Raw genomic sequence first — 19356 nt, 5'->3', positions numbered from 1 at the left:
AAGGCTCGCATCCTGAGACTTGTGACTAAATCAGTCAATAGTCACAAACATCTTTTTACGGCGACAGGCTTCGCAATACCAGGCTGGACAACAGCAGCGGCACGTCGCCGGCATGATCCAGGCTGTGCTGCAGCAGCACCGGATTGATGTAGGGGCGCATCACCAGATAGGTGGCCTGGGTCAGTTCGTCCAGCGGCGTCTTGCGCTCGAAGTCACCGTTCTGGCGCCCTTGCACCAGAATGTCCTGCAGCAGTGCCTGGATGTGGCCCTCGTACGCAATGACGGGCGGCCAGCGCTCGGTCGCGGCCGACGTGGCGATCTCGTACAACTTGCGCTCGCGCGAGTACAGCCGCAGGCTCGCCTCGATAATCGCCTTGAAAAGGCTACGCAATTTCTCTGGCGGCGACGCCGCGGCAGACACCGCAGCCAGCACCTCGGCCTCGATCTCCCCCAGGCAATGCGAGCAGATCATCTCGCCGATGGCCTGCTTGGATTCGAAGAACTTGTAGATGTAGGCCTTGGAAAAACCGATCTCCCTTGCCAGGTCGGACACGGCCGTCTTTTCGTAGCCGTAGCGGCTGAAATGCTCGGTGGCGGCCACCACGATCTGGTCGCGAACGTCATGGTCGGCCGGGCCGCGGCCCGACACGGGATAGTTGGATGCTTTGCTCATCGCGACAGCTTAGCGCCGTCGTTGCCGACTTACAAAAGTGACTATTTCGTATTATAGTCACTTACCACTCGTCATTCCGGCCCCGCCCATGTCGTCACTCCGCACCCTCGCAGTGTTCGTTGCCGCCAGCCTCGTCACAGGTTGCGCGGTTGGTCCCGACTACGCCCGGCCGGAGGTGCCGCTGCCGGACCGCTACATCGGCCAAGCGGATATCGCGCAGCGCCAGGCCGCAGTGCCAGCCGACCTGTCGACCTGGTGGGACGGCTTCAACGATCCCGACCTGAGCCGCTACATCAATGCGGCGCTGGCGCAAAACCTGGACCTGGCCCAGGCCGGCGCACGCGTGGCCCAGGCGCGCGCCGGGCTGACCGCCGCCACTGCCGCGCTGCTACCGGCGGGCAACGTGAGCGGCAGCGCCACGCGTGCCTACCAATCGCTGGAAACCCCACTGGGCCAGGTGCTCAACAGCACGCCCAACTTCGACCGCCATGCCAGCGTGTACGAAGCCAACCTGGGCGCCAGCTGGGAGCTGGATCTGTTCGGGGGCCTGCGCCGCGGCCGCCAGGCGGCCTTGGCCGACTACCAGGCCACCGAAGCCGGCGCCGCGGCCACCCGTCTGGCGGTGGCCGCACAGACCGCCGATATCTACATCAGCATCCGCGGCCTCCAGGCGCGGCTGGACGTGGCGCAGCGCCAGGTCGCCACCCAGCAAGGGCTGGTTTCGATGGTGACGCTGCTGCACGGCAAAGGCCTTGCCGCCGAACTGCAGTTGCAGCAGGCCCAGGGCGCACTCGCGCAGGCGCAGGCCGGCGTGCCGCCTCTGGAAGCCGGCCTGGTTGCGGCAATGAACGCGCTGGACGTGATGCTTGGCGTGCCGCCCGGCACGCACCGTGCCGAGCTGTCGGCGACCAAACCCATTCCGCCAGCCCCCCAGATCGCCGGCAGCGGCACCCCCGGCGACCTGCTACGGCGCCGGCCCGACCTGATCGTGGCCGAGCGTCGGCTGGCCGCCTCCAATGCGCGTATCGGCGTGGCGATGGCCGAGTACTACCCCAAGTTTTCGCTCAGCGGCCTGCTTGGCAGCGCCACCGCCATCTCCGGTGCGAACCTGTTTACCGGCGACGCCGCGCAGTCGTCCGGCGTACTCGGCCTGCGCTGGCGGCTGTTCGACTTCGGCCGCATCAACGCACAGATCGCACAGGCCAAAGGCCAGCAAGCCGAACAATTGGCGGCTTATCGCCTTGCGGTATTGCGCGCCACCGAAGACGTCGAAAACGCATTCACCGCGCTGATCAAACGCGAGCAGCAGGCAGCGGTGCTGACGCAGGGCGTGGATGCACTCGGCAAGGCACGCGGCGCCTCTGCGCTGGCCTACGAAAAAGGCACGGTGAGCCTGATCGAAGTGCTCAACGCCGACGACAGCCTGCTACGCGCCTCCGACGCGCAGGTGCAGGCGCGTACCGACGCGGCGCGCAGCGCGGTTGCGACCTTCAAGGCGCTGGGCGGCGGTTGGCAGGCCGGCGGTGCGGGTCCTGCTGCGATCGCTGTCGCCGTGGACAGCAATCGTCACCAAGACGACACGACAGCAACTAAGTGAATGACACGCCGCGCCGACGTTGATGGGCGTCTGCGCAGGTGGCACGCCACCGCTACCGATGCGCCGGCTACACGCAACCGCAAGAGCTGGCCGACAGGGTCAGCAAATGCTTGTCAGCCGTGCTCAATCGGCATGGAAGCGCACGCCTGCATTGATCTTGCATTGATACGCCAGCACCGGCCCGCGTTGCTGCAGGCCCGGCAAGTCGTACATGTAGGTGGTGAAGCGCAGCGTGTCATCCGGGCGCAGCTGGTAGCGCATGAATTGCTGGATCGGCTTGCCGTCGTTGGCCACGGTGAAATGCGCATCGGAAAAAGCCACGGTACCGTCGGCGGTGATGCGATAGGCGTCGATGTGGCGGCCGCCGCGGGTCTGGGTGGCCGGCGTGCCTTCTTCGGGCGTGCAACGTGCAAGGTCGGTGCTCACACTGACGTCGTATCCGGCGTCCAGGGCAGCGAGAACTTCGGCGCGGTTATTCAGCGATTCGGTGGCCAGGGCAGGCAGCGCACACGCGCACAGCGTGGCGAACAGCGCGACAGGAACAAGACGTGGCATGGCGGACTCCAGGCGGGGAAATGGGTGCGACGGCCTGGGCTTGCATGCGCCCAGGACCGCCAACATGACCCAGTTCGGCCTGCATGAGCACGCGGCACTACGCATCGCGCGGCATGAGTGCGCTCGCCGGCGGACGCCGCGCACAGATCCAGAGGTCGGCCATCACTGCGCATGCGCGGGCGGCGCGATGCGCAGGTCAAGATCGTCAAAGATCTCGTCAATTACCACATCTACAACCGCGCGTTGACCTCGCGCGGCACGTGCTCGGGCGTGGGCTGTAATGCCGGCGTTGCGCCCAGCAACAAGCGGTCGGCCAATGCACGCGTGGCCACGCGCAACTCGGGCACGGCGGTGATTTCCCAGTAACGCCCCCGCAAGAGCGGCCCGACGCAATACAGTCCCGGCACGATCTGACCGGCGCTGTCACGGACGCGCAACTGCGCATCGGTGTCCACGCCCAGGCCCAAGGGATCGGCCCGCAACAGACCGGCTTCGCGCATGCCGGCGATCAAGGGATCGCTGGTGCGATCGATGTCGGTATCCAGCCCGGTAGCGCGAATTACCGCATCGTAATGACCGGTCTGCGCGTCGGCAGCACCACGCGGGCGGATCACCGCCTCTACGCCATCTGGCACCCAGCGCGCCCGCAGCAAGCGCGCAGAGACGATCTGCAACTGGCCAGATGCCTGCAATTGCGCCAGCTGTTCGGCCGCACCGGGCGCCACGCGATGGCGCGCCACTTCCCAGTACGGGCGCAGGTGCCGCAAAAAGCGTGCACGCTGGGGAAGTTCCAGGCGCTGCCACAGCGGCTGCAGATGCGGGCGCAGCGCGTCCACCACGCGACGCCAATCGTCGACCACCGCACTGAGCTGACGCACTCCGCGCAGCAGGCCACGCAGGTCGGCGTCCTTGAGCGCACGCTGCAGATGCGGCGGCAATTCCAATGGCGCGCCGGGCTGGCGCAGATGCGCCTGCGGTGCCAGCCCGCGCCGCGAAATCGCCAGCAGGCGGCCGCGATGCCCGCGCGTGTGCAAGGTCAGCGCCACGTCCACCATGGTCAACCCGGTGCCGACGATCAGCACATCGTCGTCCGGCGACAGCCGCGCCAATGCGTCGCCCTGCCACGGCCACCCGATGTAACGCGGATGCACGCTCAAACGCGGGCCGATGCCCGCCAGCGCCTGCGGCTGCAGCGCGCCGACCGCCAGCACCACGCGATCGCTCTGGAAGGCATCGCCATTGGCCAGAAACACGCGGAACCCCTTGCGCACGCGCTCCACCGCCACCGCTTCCTGCGACAGCCGCATGACCGACGCCTGCGCACTGCTCACTGCTGCATCCAGTTCGCTGCGCAGATAGTCGCCGTACGCCAGCCGCGGCAGGAATTCCAGCCGCCCGCTCTCGCCCAGATGCAGGGTGTCGGCAAAGGCGCCCGGGGCCTGGGCGTCGATACCCAGGTCCTTGGCACGCACGTTGAGCAGATGCTCTGGTCGCGCTGCGCCGTAGGCGATCCCGCTGCCAAAGGTGTCGGCCACGCCGACCAGGGTGATGCGTACCTGCGCATCGGCCGTCTGCGCCAGTGCACGGACCAGCGCGGTGCCGCAGAAGCCGGCGCCGATCACGGTGATATGGGTTTCCATGTGCAAATCCCGCTGAATGACCCGCACGTTGTGCCCGCAGCGCGCCGCCGATGTGTAAACGTTTGGTTAGCGCCGAGCAAGCAAAAACGCATGAGCTGATCGCCGGCAGTGATGAGGCAGGCGGGGCATGCAGCGCCGATCGTCTATGGCAGCGATATGACAGCGGTCGCCACCGTACGTGGTGATGCCGCGTGCGTTGCGCATGGCTGTTTTCTGCGGCGCTGCGCAATCTGGCGATGCAAACGGCTGAGGCCAATGGTCCGGTGCAGCGCAAACATGCAGGGCGATCGTCGTCCGTGCCGCACTTGCGATACGCGTGGCGACCCCGTGGCCCGCGGCTATCGGATAATACGGCCATCCAAACCGAGCAGCCGCCATGTCAAACACCGCAGTTCGTCCGCAACGCGTGCTGATCGCTGGCGGCAGCCGTGGCATTGGCCTGGCGATCGCAGAAGGCTTCGTGCGTCATGGCGCGCAGGTTTCGATCTGCGCACGCAATGCCGCCGGTCTTGCACACGCTGCAGACGCACTGGCAGCGCATGGCACCCCGGTGCATACACTGCCTTGCGACCTGGCAGACGCCACGCAGATCGATGCCTACGTGCACGCTGCAGCACAGGCGCTGGACGGCCTGGACGTGGTCATCAACAATGCTTCCGGCTTTGGCCATGGCAACGACGATGCAAGCTGGCAGGCGGGCCTGGATGTCGACCTGATGGCCGCAGTGCGCTGCAACCGCGCCGCGTTGCCGTATCTGCGCCGCAGCGCGGCTGCGGTGATCCTCAACATCAGTTCGATCAATGCGCAACGCCCCACCCCGCGCGCGATCGCCTACTCCACCGCCAAGGCCGCGCTCGATTACTACACCACCACCCTGGCTGCAGAGCTGGCGCGCGAGCGCATCCGCGTCAATGCCATCTCGCCTGGCTCAATCGAATTTCCAGGTGGTCTGTGGGACAAACGCAGCCGCGAGGAGCCGGAGCTCTACGCACGCATCCGCGACAGCATCCCGTTCGGCGGCTTCGGACAGGTGCAGCATGTTGCCGATGCCGCGTTGTTTCTGGCATCGCCACAGGCGAGTTGGATCACCGGGCAAGTGTTGGCCGTGGATGGCGGGCAGTCGCTGGGCGTGTAAGCACCATCTCTGCTGACGGAGATACCGATCGGCTGCTCGCGGACTCGTAGGAGCGTGCCTGCGCGCGACCCAGCTGCATCGGTAACGCGTCCTCGCGCGCAGTCACGCTCGACGACACGGCGGCGTTTCGCCTGTATCCGATGTCCCCACGCCGAAGCGACGAGATCCCGTTAGCCAGCCAACTCCGCCGCCTCGATGCTGTGCTCACCCCGTGCCGGTGCCAGCGCAGCTGACACCATCGCCGCGGCAATCCGTTCGGCCGGATTGATGCGAAAACGACGTGGCAGGAGCGGGCCGAGCGCGCCAAGGACGACGCTGCCGATGTGCTCGCCGGTGCGGCGCTCTTCGCGTTCGCCGCCGATCAGGCCGGGGCGTACGAAGGTGAGCGAGGGGAAACCGATCTGGCGCAGATCGCGCTCCAGTTCGCCCTTGACGCGGCTGTAGAAGATGCGCGACTGCGCGTTGGCGCCGGCCGCCGAGTTCAGCACGAACACCGAGGTACCTTGTGCGCAGGCGGCGCGCGCGATGGCAAGCGGGTAATCGTGGTCGATACGATAGAACGCATCGCGCGAGCCGGCCTGTTTCATCGTGCTCCCCAACGCACAGATGGCCGCTTCCATGCGCGGTGCCGTCCAGTGCTCGAGCCGTTCGAAGTCGATCACCTGATTGCGCAACTTGGGATGGATCTGCGCCAGCGGCCGCCGCGTCATCGCGACCACGCCGGTGCACCGCGTATCGCCCAGCAATTGCTGCAGCACGTGCCTGCCGACCAGGCCGGTCGCCCCTGCCAACAAGACATCCATCAGGCCATCCTCGCCATCAGCGCGCGCCTTCGGAGACGATCCGCGCACTGCTGACAATGCGATCGCGCTCCACCGCCAATAGCGTCAGCGAATGCGCCGGGGCCTTCCATTCGCTGCCACCGGCCACCACACGGCCGCCGTGGCGCGCGGTGTCCACCAGCACGCGCCAATGTTCGTCATGCATGGCCGGCAGCGTAAACGACACCGCGGTAGAGGCGGCATTGATCAGCATCAGCAAGGTCACGTTGGCGGCAATCTCGCGCAGGCCGGTGGTCGGCGAGCGGCCATCCAGACGCAGCATCAACGCGCGCGCTTCCGGGTCGTGCCAGGCGGCTTCATCCATCTCAGTGCCGTTGGGCGCCAGCCAGGTCAGATCCTTCAGGCCCAGCGCTTCGTCGAACTTGCCGTCGAAGAAACGCGCGCGATGCAACAGCGGGTAGCGCTGACGAATACGAATCAACCGGCGCACGAATGCGGCCTGGTCGGCGGCGGCGGCTTTGGTGGCGGCAGTCCAGTCGATCCAGGTCAGCTCGTTGTCCTGGCAATACGCGTTGTTGTTGCCGTTCTGGCTGTGGCCGAACTCATCGCCGGCCAGCAGCATCGGCGTGCCCTGCGACAACAGCAAGGTGGCGAGCAGGTTGCGCATCTGCTGGCGACGCAGCTGCTTGATCGCCGGGTCGTTGGTCTCGCCTTCCACACCATAGTTAGAAGAGATGTTGTGGTCGCTGCCGTCCCTGCCGTCTTCGCCATTGGCGAGGTTGTGCTTGGTTTCGTAGCTGACCAGATCGCGCAGGGTGAAGCCGTCATGCGCGGTGACGAAATTGACCGATGCGGTGGGGCGGCGGCCGCTGTGATTGAACAGGTCCGCAGAGCCGGTGAGGCGCGTGGCCAACTCGGCCAGCTGGCCGCTGTCGCCGCGCCAGAACGCGCGCACGTTGTCGCGGAACTTGTCGTTCCATTCCACCCAGCCGGGCGGGAAATTGCCCACCTGATAACCGCCGGGGCCGATATCCCACGGCTCGGCGATCAGCTTGGTCTGGCTGAGCACCGGATCCTGGCGCACCGCATCCAGGAAACTGCCGGACGGATCGAAGCCATAGCGTTCGCGGCCCAGGATGCTGGCCAGATCGAAACGGAAGCCGTCCACGTGCATCTCCTGCACCCAGTAACGCAGCGAATCCATCACCATGCGCAGCGCGCCGACATTGGTGAGGTCGAAGGTGTTACCGGTGCCGGTGTCGTTGATGTAGAAGCGGCGATCGTCGGCCAGGCGATAATAGCTGGCGTTGTCGATGCCCTTGAACGAGAGCGTGGGCCCGAGCTCGTTGCCTTCGGCAGTGTGGTTGTAGACCACGTCCAGCAGCACTTCCAGGCCGGCGTGATGCAGGCGCGCCACCATCTGCTTGAACTCGGCCACCGTGCGCGTGGACATGTAACGCGCCTGCGGGGCAAAAAAGCCCAGCGTGTTGTAGCCCCAGTAATTGCGCAGGCCTTTTTCCAGCAGATATTGATCGTCCACGAACGCATGCACCGGCAGCAATTCCACGGCGGTGACGCCGAGCGAACTGATGTGGTCGATCAATTCGTCGGTCTTCAGCGCCGAAAAGGTGCCGCGCTCTTCCGGCGGCACCGCCGGATGCAGCATGCTCAGCCCGCGCACGTGCGCTTCGTAGATCACCGTGCGGTTCCAGGGCGTCTGCGGCGGGCGGTCCTGGCCCCAGGTGAAGGCCGGGTCGATCACGGCGGATTTGGGCATGAACGCGGCGCTGTCGCGGCGGTCGAAGCTCAGGTCCTTGTCGCGATGGCCGATGATGTAGCCGAACAGGTGCGGCGCCCATTTGAGTTCGCCAACGATCTGCTTGGCGTACGGGTCCAGCAGCAATTTGTTGTGGTTGAAGCGGTGCCCGGCATCGGGCGCATATGGCCCGTGCACGCGGTAGCCATACAACTGGCCGGGCCGTGCGTCGGGCAGATAACCGTGCCAGACCTCGTCGGTGTATTCGGGGAGCGCAATGCGCTCCTGTTCGCGGCCACGTTCGTCGAACAGGCACAGCTCCACCCGGGTGGCATTGCGCGAATACAGCGCGAAGTTGACGCCCAACCCATCCCAGGTGGCACCGAGCGGGTTGGGACGGCCTTCGCGAATGCGCGAGCGCTGGGTGAACTTGCGAGTGGCCATCGGTGACTCCTTAGAACGGTGAACGCAAACGGTGCGCGATTTTGCACTGGCGGTGCAGTCCGCAGCACACGGGCCGGCGCGCAGCAGGCCGGCCCATGCACGCTGCCAGACACGCCGTTACTGGCGTGCAGCGATCGGGGTGGCCGCGTATTCGGCAGCCTGTTCGGCGGCGCGCTCCTCGGCCTCCACCAGCCGCTCGGCCATGGCCCAATGGCGGTCCGCGTGCCCGTCCGGGCGGCCCTCCGCCTCCCAAATCTCCCGTGCCAACTGGGCAAGCCGCGCCTGCCGTTCCATGTCATTCATTGCGTACGTTTCTCTCAGGGGTCAATTTTCTTGGGACAACAACACTGCCACCGGCGCACGTGCAAACAGCGTGGATAGCGCCACGCGGCCGCGCTGCGACTGCAGCGTGCTGCCGTCGAGCACATTACGGTATGTGCCCTCGCCCAATGCCAACGACGCCTGACCCCAGGTGGCAGGCGCCACCAGCAACGGCAGATCGCCCTCGCCCTCGACGCCGGCGCCTAGCCGCGTGACGGCCACCACCAGCGACTGACCGCGATACTGGCGACGGAATGCCAGCACCTGCGTATCGCCGCTGACCGCCACGTTCAAGGGTTGGTAGTCGCCCTTCGCAAATAGCGCTGGAAATTCGCGGCGCAACTGCAGCAACAGCGCCGTCAGGCGCGCCTTGACCGCGCCATCGCGCCAGCTGCGCAGCAACCCGGAGAAGTCGCGCGCCTGCTGCAGCCACTGCTGGCGCTGGACGTAATCCACCGGACGGCGGTTGTCCGGATCCACCAGCGACAGATCCCAGCCTTCGGTCCCCTGGTACAGGTCGGGCACGCCGGGCACGGTCAGGCGCAAGGTGGTTTGCACCAGGCTGTTGCGCGCGCCGGCGGCGGCGATGTAGTTGCTTGCGCGCAGCAGCGCGCGCCGCAGCGGCAGCCCGGCGCGGCTGCACAGCACCTGCTCCACGGTGGCCTGCACGGCGTGCTCATAGGCCGGCGAGCCGTCGGTCCAGCTGGTGTGCAGCTTGGCTTCGCGCACCGCCTTGAGCAGCCATTGCGCGATGCGCTCGGCGTAGCCGGCAAGCGGCTCGGTCTGGTCGGCGCCCAGGCCGATCGGCCAGGCCGCCACCAGGGTCTGCCACAGCATCTGCTGGTCGCCCCCGGACAGGGCCGGCGATTCCAGCGAGTCGACCAGCGCATCGAACTGGGCGCTCTGCTCGATCCACCAGCGCGGTTGCTCGGACAGTACCGCCAGCCGCATGCGCAGGTCTTCGCCACGCTTGTGGTCGTGGGTGGCGGTAGCCAGCAACGCGCGCGGGTAATGCTTGGCGCGCTCGAGATTCTGCGCGTGGAACTCGGCCGCTTCGTTGGCGAAATGGGTCGGGTGGCTGCCGACCTCGTTGCGCGACAGCAGCACGCCGTGCCGGTAGAACGCGGTGTCCTCCACCGACTTGGCATTGAGCGGTGCGGACAGCTGCTCCACGCGACGGCGCAGGATGCGCCGCAAGGCGATCTGCGCACGGTCTGCGCCGGCATCGTCGAGCAACCACCGCTCGATCGCATCCACGGCCGCCACGATCGATTCCGGCATCCCCTCGCGCGCCTTTGCGGAGGTAGCGTGCAATCGCTCCGCTTCGCTGCCGGTGATGCCCTTGGCGCCGGCATAGGTGCGGTACACCGGGAACCAGCGCAGCAGCACGCACAAGCCGCGCGCCAGCATCTGCGGGCTGAACTCGCGCGTGGGCGGATCCAGCCGCGCCAACGCCGACAACGCCCCCACGGCGCGATTGAATTCGCTCTGCAGCGGGCCACGCAGGATTTCGTCGCGGGCGGTGCGTTCTTCCTGCGCGAAATCGCCGCTGCGCCCGCTCACCTTCTGCCAGGCACGCGCCAATGGCCGGAAGCCGGCCGCATCGTGCAGCAGCCCGCCCACCTGGTCCATGAAGTCGTAACCGGTGGTGCCATCGCACGGCCAGTCGGCTGGCAGGTGCTCGCCCGGTGCGAGGATCTTTTCCAGGTACAGGCCCAGCGTGCCGGGCTTGAGCCCACGCGTGCGGCCGGCCGCATCCAGCCGGCTGCGCAGCTTGCGCACATAGCCGGTGGGGTCGGTCAGCCCGTCCACGTGGTCGATGCGCAAGCCGTCCAGATGGCCTTCGGCCACCAGCCGCAGCGGCAACGCGTGCACCGCGTCGAACACCGCCGGCAATTCCACCCGCAAGGCCACCAGCGAGGTGATATCGAAGAAGCGGCGGTAGTTGAGCATGTCGTTGCCCACGCGCCACCAGTTCAGGCGATACGGCTGGCGTTCGATCAACTTGTGCAGGCGGCCGTCGCCGCGTTTGGCGCCGTCGTTGTAGTCGCGCAGCCACTGCGCACGTGCGGCTTTCTCGGGGATGTCCAGCGTCTGCGGACGAATCGGGTAACGCTGGTCGTAATGCGCCAACGCCGCGCTGCCGTCGTTTTCGATCACCAGCGTGATCAGGCCTTCGGCCAGCGCTGTCGCATACGGGCGATCCAGCACCGCCAGCCACAGCTTGCCGTCGCGCCCGGGCGCGCGCCAGTCGATGTCGAACCAGTCGGCGTGCCTGGCGCTGCGGCCATTGCGCAGCACATCCCACCACCACGCGTTCTGCGCATGCGTGGCCATGTGGTTGGGTACGATGTCGGCGATCAGACCCATGCCGTGTTCGCGCGCGGCCTGCGAGAGCGCCACCAGGGCGTCTTCGCCGCCCAGTTCGGGATTGACCACGGTGGGGTCGATGTTGTCGTAGCCGTGGGTGGAGCCCGGCACGGCCGTGCCGATCGGCGACAGGTACAGGTGACTGATACCCAGGCCTGCGTAGTACGGCACCTGCGCGAGCGCATCGTGCAGGGTGAAGCCGGCATGCAGCTGCAGGCGGGCGGTAGCGCGAAGATCGATCATGGATGCGGTTCCGAAACGGCCGCGACGCGACGCGCCTCGGCAAAGCCGTGCAGCGCCGAACTCAGGCGCGCATGCGGCAAGGGATCGGGCAGGCGTCGACGCCAGTTGGGATGCACTTCGACGGTGCCCGGCAGGTTGGGTTGTTCGTCCAGGGCCAGCGCGTCTTCCACCGGCAACAAGGCCAGCGGCGAGACACTGGTGGCGGTGAAGCGCAATGCGCCCAGCAGCGGGTCGCGCGCACTGCTCAGGCCGGCAAGTTCGACAGCGGCATCCAGCCGTGCCACGTCCTTGTTGCGCGCGGCCGCATCGTCGCTGGCCTGCGCGGGCTGGATCAGTTCCAGCTTGCGCCGCCAGTCGATATCGCGGCCGGTGCGCCAGCCGGTGAGCGTGGGCAGATCGTGCGTGGTAGTGGTGGCGATCGCATCCGGCCGCCACAGCGCCGGCGAGACGAATGCGCCGTCGTCGTTGCGCGTGAACATCAACACATCGATGCCCATCACTCCACGCTGCGAGAGTTCTTCGCGGATGCCCGGCGGCACCACGCCCAGGTCCTCGCCGATGACGATCGCCCGGTGCCGCCACGATTCCAGCGCCAGCAGGTTGAGCAGATCGTGCAACGGGTAGGCCAGATACGCACCTTCATTGGAACTGGCGCCATCGGGGACCACCCATAGCCGCATCAGGCCCAGGATGTGGTCGATGCGGATGCCGCCGCGGTCGCGCAGCACCGCACGCAGCAGCGCGATATACGGCGCGTAGCCGCTGCGCCGCAGCGCCGTGGGCGAATACGCCCCGATGCCCCAATGCTGGCCATCGGCATTGAAGGCATCCGGCGGCGCGCCCAGCACCAGCCCGCGCAATACGGTGTCGGCCGCCGCTGCGGCTTCGGCGCCGTTGGGGTCGAAGCCCACCGCCAGATCGGCGATCAAACCGATCTTCATGCCGCGCTCGTGCGCCTCGCGCTGCGCATCGGACCAGCTGCGCGCCGCCAGCCATTGCGTGAACACATGCAGCTGCGGATCGTTGTCGCCGAAATCCTGCGCAGCAAAGCGTGCAAAGCCCTCCAGCGCCGCGCCGCCTGCGTTGCGGAAGGCGACCAGATCGGCATGATCGGGCGAAACGCGCGTGTACAACTGGCGCAGCAATTCCCACTTGGCGTGCGCCGAGGCCTGCCAATCGATCAATGCAGCGTTATGCAAGCCATCGAAACGTTCGCGCAGGCCGGGCACCGCGTTGATGGCATCCAGCGCCAGTTCGCCCAGGATGCGCACCGGCGCGGCATGCAAGGGATCGAGAAAGCGCCGATCGCTGGGCGAATACGGGCTGTAGCCGCCGCTCACCGGGCGCGCGGCGTGCACCGGACTCAATGCCAGGGCGTCGGCGCCGGCCAAGGCCGCGTGCCGCAACCATTCCACCGTGCCGGCGGCATCGCCGATACCGCCGTCATCCAGGCTGCGTGCCGAATACACCTGCAGCGCCATGCCCCAGGCACGCGGCGATGGCTGGCCACAGGCATCGGCCACGCTGAAGCAACGTGGCGGCGCCACGGCCACCTGCTGGGTGATCGCGCCGATCTGCAGCGTCCAGTAACCGAAACGCTGCGGCGCGCGCACCTGCCCTTGCGCATCGGCACGCGCGTCTTCGCTGGCGCCGCTGTCGTCGCTCCAGCGGCCACTGGCGTGTGCCGCCACGCGCAACGGCAGCGGCTGGCCCACCTGCACCGTCAGCAACGGCGCCGGCTCGTCGGCCTGCGCCTGGCAGCGGCGCAGGCTGTCGGTGCGCTGCGCCGCGGTGGCGGCCGGCAGTTCCAGCGCGCTGAGCACCGCATGCACCGATTGCTCGGAGACCTGCCGCGGCTGGTCGCTGGCATCCACCCAATCCACCATCACCCCGGCCGCGGCGGCCAGGGTGTTGAGATCATCCCCGCCCGGATCGCGCGTACTCATGCCTGCGCCTCGTGCCAGGCGATGAAGCCATCGACCGGTAGTTCCCGCGCATCGGCAGCCACGTTTTCGACATGCGCCACGCGTCCGCGCAGCGGCGGCAATGGCACCGGCTGGGTGCCGACATTGAAGGCGATATGCCACAGCCCGCCCGGCAGCTCCCAGGTGGCGGTCACCGCGCCGTCGGCAAGCACGCTGGCACGCACGGCGCGCGCCTGCGCCAGGCCCGGCACCAGCCACTGACGACGCACGTCCAGCAGCGCCGTGAACCAGCTTGCCCACTGCGCGCCGTCGCCATGCGCGGCGTCAGCGATCGGCGCACGCGATGCCGCGAACGTGGCATGGCTGTTCGGATCGGGAATGGTGGCGCGCTGGGCCTCATCGGCAAACGCGGCGAAGTGCGCGAACTCCTTGCGGCGGCCTTCGCGCACCGCATCGTCCAACGGTGGGCCGAAGTCGGTGAAGAACAGGAACGGTTGCTTGGCGCCCCACGGTTCGCCCATGAAAAACAGCGGAATCATCGGCGTCAATGCGGTCAGCGCCAAGGCCGCGCGCAAGCGTTGCGGCGACACCAGCACGCTCAGCCGCTCGCCGCGGGCGCGGTTGCCGATCTGGTCGTGATTCTGCGCAAACACCACGAATTTGTGCGGCGGCAAGGCGCCACTGGGTTCGCCCCGCACATGCCCGCGCGGGTCCGGCTCGCCCTGATAGGCGAACCCTTCGCCCAGCACGCGCGCCAGGTGCTCGGTCGGCTTGTCGGCGAACGCGGCGTAATAGCCTTCCTCTTCGCCAGTGAGCAGCACATGCAGTGCGTTATGGAAGTCGTCGTCCCACTGCGCGGTATAGCCACGCTGCAGTTGCGAGGCCTGATTGGCCTCGTTTTCCAGCACCAGATGCACATGCCGCCCGGCCGGCAGGCTGGCCTCGACGATCTCGCGCAAGGTATCCAGGAACGCGTTGGGCGATATCGCATGCACCGCATCCAGGCGCAGGCCGTCGAAACCGTATTCGTGCAGCCACATCAGCGCGTTGTCGAGAAAATACCGCTGCACCGGCGGCTTGCGGAAATCGATCGCTGCGCCCCACGGGGTGGGCTTGTCCTCGTTGAAGAACGGCGCGGCATAGCTGTGCAGGTAATTGCCGTCCGGGCCGAAGTGGTTGTAGACCACATCCAGCAACACCATCAGGCCATGCCCGTGCGCGGCATCGATCAGCGCCTTCAGTTCGTCCGGTGTGCCATACGCCTCCACCGGTGCATACGGCAGCACGCCGTCGTAGCCCCAGTTGTGCGCGCCGGGAAACGCGCTCAACGGCATCAGTTCGATGGCGGTGATGCCCATCGCCGCCAGCTGCGGCAGTTGCGCCTGCACACCGGCATAGCCGCCGCAGGTGCCGACATGCACTTCGTAGATCACTGCCTCGTCCCACGGCCGTCCCTGCCACTGGGCGTTTTGCCAGGCATAGCCGTCGGTTGGCTGTACCGCGCTGGGGCCGTGCACGCCTTCGGGCTGCCAGCGCGAGGCCGGGTCCGGGACCGGCTCAGCGCCGTCGACGCTGTAGCGGTAACGCGCATTGGCAGCGCAGTCGATGACGGCGCTGAAAAAACCGTCCTGTCCCGCCTGCAGCGCGCGGCGCGCGCCGTCGTCGAAGACCACGTCCACGCTCTTGGCTGCTGGAGCCCAGAGCGCAAAGCGCACCTGTCCCTCACCCGCCGGCCAGGCGCCCCAGGCCGGTGTGATTGCATTGCGCTGGTTCATCGTTATTTCTCCGCTTGCAGATAGATCGTGGCCAGCGGCGGTAGGGTCAGGCGCAGACGTTGCGCATGCCCATGCATGCCCACCGGCTCGGTCGCCAGGCGACCGCTGTTGCCGAGGTTGCTGCCGCCGTAATGGGCACTGTCGGTGTTGAGGATCTCGCGCCAGAGGCCAGCACGCGGCACCCCCACGTGATAGTCGTGATGCGGTTGCGGGGTGAGGTTGCTCACTGCCAGCAACGGTGCGCCGCCGGCAGGATCATGGCGGACGAACGCCAGCACGCTGTTGCGCGCATCGTCGGCCACGCTCCAGTCGAAGCCGTCGGCGCGATGGCTGCCGCGATACAGCGCCGGCGTGCGGCGCAGTGCGGCGTTGAGATCGCCCACCAGTTGCTGCATGCCACGATGGCGCGCGCCGTCCAGCAGATGCCAGTCCAGCGACTGGTCGTGATTCCAGTCGGCCCATTGGCCGAACTCGGCGCCCATGAACAGCAGTTTGTCGCCCGGGTGCGCCCACATCAGCGCCAGGTAGGCGCGCAGGTTGGCGAAGCGGCGCCAGTCATCGCCCGGCATCTGCCCGAGCAGGCCCCCGGTGCCGTGCACCACTTCATCGTGCGAGAGCGGCAACACGAAGCGTTCGTCGAAGGCGTACACCAGCCCGAAGGTGAGCTGGCTATGGTGCTGCGCACGTTCGGCCGGATCGCGCTGCATGTAGCCCAGCGTGTCGTGCATCCAGCCCATGTTCCATTTGTGGGTGAAGCCCAGGCCGCCATCGCTGATCGCGGCGGTCACGCCCGGCCAGGCGGTGGATTCTTCGGCAATGGTGAGCACGCCGGGGAACTGGGTGGCGATTTCGCGGTTGAGCTGGCGCAGGAACGCGACCGCCTCCAGGTTCTCGCGGCCGCCATGCGCATTGGGCACCCACTCGCCTTCGGCGCGGCCGTAGTCGCGATACAGCATCGAGGCCACCGCATCCACGCGCAGGCCGTCGAGGTGGTAATGCTCGATCCATTCCAGCGCGCTGCCCAGCAGGTAAGCGGTCACTTCCGGCCGACCGTAGTTGTAGATCAGCGTATTCCAGTCGCGATGCATGCCTTCGCGCGGGTCGGCATGCTCGTACAGCGCGGCGCCGTCGAACTGGGCCAGGCCGTGCGCCTCATCGGGAAAGTGCGCGCTGACCCAATCCAGGATCACGCCGATCCCGGCGCGGTGACAGGCATCGACGAACTGCGCAAAGCCGTCCGGGCTGCCATGGCGCGCGGTGGGCGCATACAGGCCCAGCGGCTGATAGCCCCAGGAACCGCCGAACGGGTGTTCGGTGATCGGCAACAATTCGATATGCGTGAAGCCGAGCTGCTGTACGTAAGGAATCAACTGCTCGGCCAGCGTTGGCCAGTCCAGCGGCTGGTTGTGTCCGTCGCGGCGCCAGGACGCGGCATGCACCTCGTAGATCGACAGCGGCGCCGGCACGGCGCCGGGGTCGCGGTTGGCCATCCAGGCCGCATCGGTCCAGGCGAATGCGGCGGCGCTGGGCACCACCGAAGCGGTTGCCGGCGGCAATTCGGTTTGCCGGGCCACCGGGTCGGCCTTGAGCAGCACCCGCCCATCGGCTGCGGTGACGGCATATTTGTACCGGGCGCCGGCTTCCACGCGCGGCAGGAAGAGTTCCCAAAAGCCACCGATGCGCTGCCGCATCGGATGCCGCCGCACGTCCCAGCCGTTGAAGTCGCCAACCACCGCCACGCGTTGGGCATGGGGTGCCCACACCGCAAAGCGCACGCCTGGCACATCGCCACAGTGGACATGCTGCGCGCCCAGCGCACGACGCACGGCCTGGCCATCGCCGGCAGCGATCTGCAGCAGCAGCGATTCGTCCAGCGTGGCCGCGAACGCGTACGGGTCTTCGACCTCCTGCACCCTGTCTGGCCACACGATGCGCAGCCGGTACGGCCCATCGGCCGCCAGGATGCCTTCGAAGACGCCATAGATGGCGCTGGCCTGCATGCGCGCGAGCAGCTTGCCGCGCGGGTCGATCAAGCCCATCGCCTCGGCGCCCGGTGCCAACACGCGCACCTGACGGCGGCCATCGGCCAGCGGTTTCGGTCCAAGCACCGCAAAGGCATCGGCCGGCAAGCCGTTGGCCAGGGCTTGCAGGGTCTGCGACGTTTCTGAGATCCCTTCCGTGGTCATGCCGTCTGCTTCCGTGCGCTGCTCCTGCCCGCCCTGCCGTTCGCTCATGACACCGTCGCGAGCGCGGGCGCGGTTGCGGCGGTGTGTTCGTAGAGCGAGAGGTATTTCTTGCCTGCCACGTCCCAGCCGCTGGGACGCAGCATGGCTGCGCGCCGCATCGCAGACAGCAGGCTGGGCAGGCGGAAGGTGCGGAAGGCGCGCTCCAGGCAGCGGCGCAGCGCTTCGACGCTGGCGTGCTGGAACAGGAAGCCGGTCACGCCATCGTCCACGGTGTCGATCAGCCCGCCGGTCGCATGCGCGATCGGCAGGCAGCCGAAGCGCTGCGCATACATCTGGCTCAGGCCGCAGGGCTCGAAGCGCGAGGGCATCAGCAGGAAGTCGGCACCGGCGAACATGCGCCGCGCCAGGCCTTCCTCGAAGCCGATGAAGGCGCCCACCTGGCCGGGATAGCGCCTGGTCAGCTCGGCCACCTGCCGTTCGATCTCCGGCTCGCCGCCGCCGATCACCGCGATCTGGCCGCCAGCGGCCACGATCTGCGGGGCCACCTCGCAAATCAGGTCCAGGCCCTTCTGATGCACCAGCCGCGACACCACCGCAAACAGCGGGCCGGTGCTCTCGCGCAGCCCGAATGCCTTGCGCACCTGCGCTGCATTGGCCTGCCGGCCCTGCCACTGGTTCACGCTGAAGTGCGAATCCAGGTATTCATCGGTGCGCGGATCCCAGCTGGCGTCGATGCCGTTGACGATGCCGGTGAGCGCGCCCTTGGCAGCGCGACCGGCCAACAGCCGGTCCAGGCCGCAGCCCTGTGCCGGGCCGGTGATCTGCTTGGCGTAGCTGACGCTGACCGTGTTGACGTGGTCGGCATTGACGATGCCGCCGCGCAGGAACGACATCTGCCCATAGAACTCCAGCTCGGCCACTCGCTCGGCAGGGATGCCCAGCGCGGCAGCCATCGAATACGGCACCAGGCCCTGGTAGGCCAGGTTATGGATGGTCAGCAGGCACGGCGTGGTGCCGCCGGACCAGCGCACATAGCCGGCCGCCAGCGCGCAGGGCCAGTCGTTGAGATGCAGCAGGCGCGGTTTCCAGCCCAGGCCGGCGTGGCCGGCCGCAATCTGCGCGGCGGCATGCGACAAGGTGGCAAAGCGGATCGCGTTGTCCTCGAACTCCGAACCGCTGGTGCTCACATAGGGCGAGCCGTCGCGTTCGAACAACTCCTTGGACAGCAGGATATAGATCGGCAGCCCGTCCGATTGCACGATGCGGCCGATGTCGCAGGCCGGCAGCGCGGCATGCGCCAACACGCGGCCCACGATCTCCACCTTGCCCGCACGCTCGAGCACGGCGCGGTAGCCAGGGATCAGCACACGTACGTCGTAGCGGTGGCGCAGCGCGCGCGGCAACGCGGCCGCCACATCGCCCAACCCGCCGGCCTTGATGAAGTCCGCCATTTCCGACACCACGAACAAGGCACCGCGCGTGTCTGCCAACGAGACCGGCAAGCGCTCGTGGTGACGGATGAAGCGGCCACGCGCATCGCGCGGGCGCCCGCTCTTTTTCAGAGTCGGGAGCAGCGTGCTGCGCTCTAAGCGTGCGGTAGTAGCGTGAAGCGGCATCATGGCAACCATCGAAACATCCGTCGTAATGTGGGTGGAGACGGAAAAACGGCGAAGCGAAAACCGCCGTCTGCCGATTCAGCCAGACGACTTGCTACGAGTGAGGAGCGTGGGCAACGCGCGTACTCCACGTCGCCCTTGCAGAGGAATCTACACCCCGACCAAATAAAATATGCGTGAACACGTGCTGACTTTTCTGCGACAGCCCACATTCCTTTACGCGCAGTTGCGCACGCCTCAAGGCATAAGCGCCACATTGCAGTGCGATGACATCCCCGTCTCGGTGCGTTGGCCGTGACATGCACCGAATGCGGGAACTTCCGGCCGCGTTCGCCCTC

Annotated in this window: 13 protein-coding genes; 2 read left to right on the top strand and 11 right to left on the bottom strand. The window is 67.2% G+C overall.

Translation table 11 applies throughout. The features are described 5' to 3' along the window. Nucleotides 1–55 precede the first annotated feature (55 nt). Nucleotides 56–673, bottom strand: coding sequence for a TetR/AcrR family transcriptional regulator (locus ACCQ07_RS02210; RefSeq protein ID WP_008575513.1), 618 nt, complete (start codon nt 671–673; stop codon nt 56–58). A gap of 88 nt (nt 674–761) precedes the next feature. Between ACCQ07_RS02210 and ACCQ07_RS02205 the strand changes: the two genes are divergently transcribed. Further along, entirely contained in the window at nt 762–2270 is a 1509-nt protein-coding gene (locus ACCQ07_RS02205; RefSeq protein ID WP_218507207.1) for an efflux transporter outer membrane subunit, read from the top strand. 123 nt (nt 2271–2393) lie between these two features. Here ACCQ07_RS02205 and ACCQ07_RS02200 read toward each other — a convergent pair whose 3' ends face one another. Then, nucleotides 2394–2825 carry a VirK family protein gene (locus ACCQ07_RS02200; protein ID WP_136733324.1) on the bottom strand — a complete coding sequence of 144 codons (432 nt, stop codon included), beginning with the start codon at nt 2823–2825 and terminating at the stop codon, nt 2394–2396. 230 nt (nt 2826–3055) lie between these two features. Continuing rightward, nucleotides 3056–4465, bottom strand: coding sequence for an FAD/NAD(P)-binding protein (locus ACCQ07_RS02195; RefSeq protein WP_011346129.1), 1410 nt, complete (start codon nt 4463–4465; stop codon nt 3056–3058). A 376-nt stretch (nt 4466–4841) separates the two neighbouring features. Here ACCQ07_RS02195 and ACCQ07_RS02190 point away from each other — a divergent pair, with 376 nt between their 5' ends. Further along, complete coding sequence (locus ACCQ07_RS02190) at nt 4842–5600, top strand: SDR family NAD(P)-dependent oxidoreductase (RefSeq protein WP_008575504.1); 759 nt, start codon at nt 4842–4844, stop codon at nt 5598–5600. A gap of 170 nt (nt 5601–5770) precedes the next feature. On the opposite strand, the gene ACCQ07_RS02185 is transcribed toward ACCQ07_RS02190, so the two are convergent. From ACCQ07_RS02185 to glgA, 8 genes are all read right to left on the bottom strand, one after another. Further along, nucleotides 5771–6403, bottom strand: a complete 633-nt coding sequence (locus ACCQ07_RS02185) for an NAD(P)H-binding protein (RefSeq protein WP_029818445.1) — start codon at nt 6401–6403, stop codon at nt 5771–5773. Between the two features lie 16 nt (nt 6404–6419). Further along, nucleotides 6420–8582 (bottom strand): glycogen debranching protein GlgX, encoded by a 2163-nt coding sequence (gene glgX / locus ACCQ07_RS02180; protein WP_008575501.1) that lies wholly within the window; start codon nt 8580–8582, stop codon nt 6420–6422. 117 nt (nt 8583–8699) lie between these two features. Then, nucleotides 8700–8885: a DUF2934 domain-containing protein gene (locus ACCQ07_RS02175; protein WP_008575499.1), complete on the bottom strand. Its 186-nt coding sequence runs from the start codon at nt 8883–8885 to the stop codon at nt 8700–8702. A gap of 21 nt (nt 8886–8906) precedes the next feature. Next, complete coding sequence (gene treY / locus ACCQ07_RS02170) at nt 8907–11516, bottom strand: malto-oligosyltrehalose synthase (RefSeq protein WP_372363737.1); 2610 nt, start codon at nt 11514–11516, stop codon at nt 8907–8909. Further along, a complete protein-coding gene (locus ACCQ07_RS02165; protein ID WP_372363736.1) occupies nt 11513–13462 on the bottom strand; it encodes a 4-alpha-glucanotransferase in 1950 nt (649 codons plus the stop codon). The genes treY and ACCQ07_RS02165 overlap by 4 nt, the downstream gene beginning before the upstream one ends. Next, on the bottom strand, nt 13459–15216 hold the full coding sequence (gene treZ / locus ACCQ07_RS02160; protein WP_071118543.1) for a malto-oligosyltrehalose trehalohydrolase: 1758 nt from the start codon (nt 15214–15216) through the stop codon (nt 13459–13461). The genes ACCQ07_RS02165 and treZ overlap by 4 nt, the downstream gene beginning before the upstream one ends. Nucleotides 15217–15218: 2 nt before the next feature. After that, complete coding sequence (locus ACCQ07_RS02155) at nt 15219–17450, bottom strand: 1,4-alpha-glucan branching enzyme (protein ID WP_372363735.1); 2232 nt, start codon at nt 17448–17450, stop codon at nt 15219–15221. Then, nucleotides 17447–19030: a glycogen synthase GlgA gene (gene glgA / locus ACCQ07_RS02150; protein ID WP_008575489.1), complete on the bottom strand. Its 1584-nt coding sequence runs from the start codon at nt 19028–19030 to the stop codon at nt 17447–17449. Before glgA ends, ACCQ07_RS02155 begins: the two co-directional genes overlap by 4 nt. Nucleotides 19031–19356 lie beyond the last annotated feature (326 nt).

This window comes from Xanthomonas sp. NCPPB 3583 (genome assembly GCF_041475715.2).
GTDB lineage: Bacteria > Pseudomonadota > Gammaproteobacteria > Xanthomonadales > Xanthomonadaceae > Xanthomonas > Xanthomonas euvesicatoria.
The sequence above is the reverse complement of the archived record's forward strand: the minus strand, read 5'-3'. Positions and strand labels throughout refer to the sequence as shown.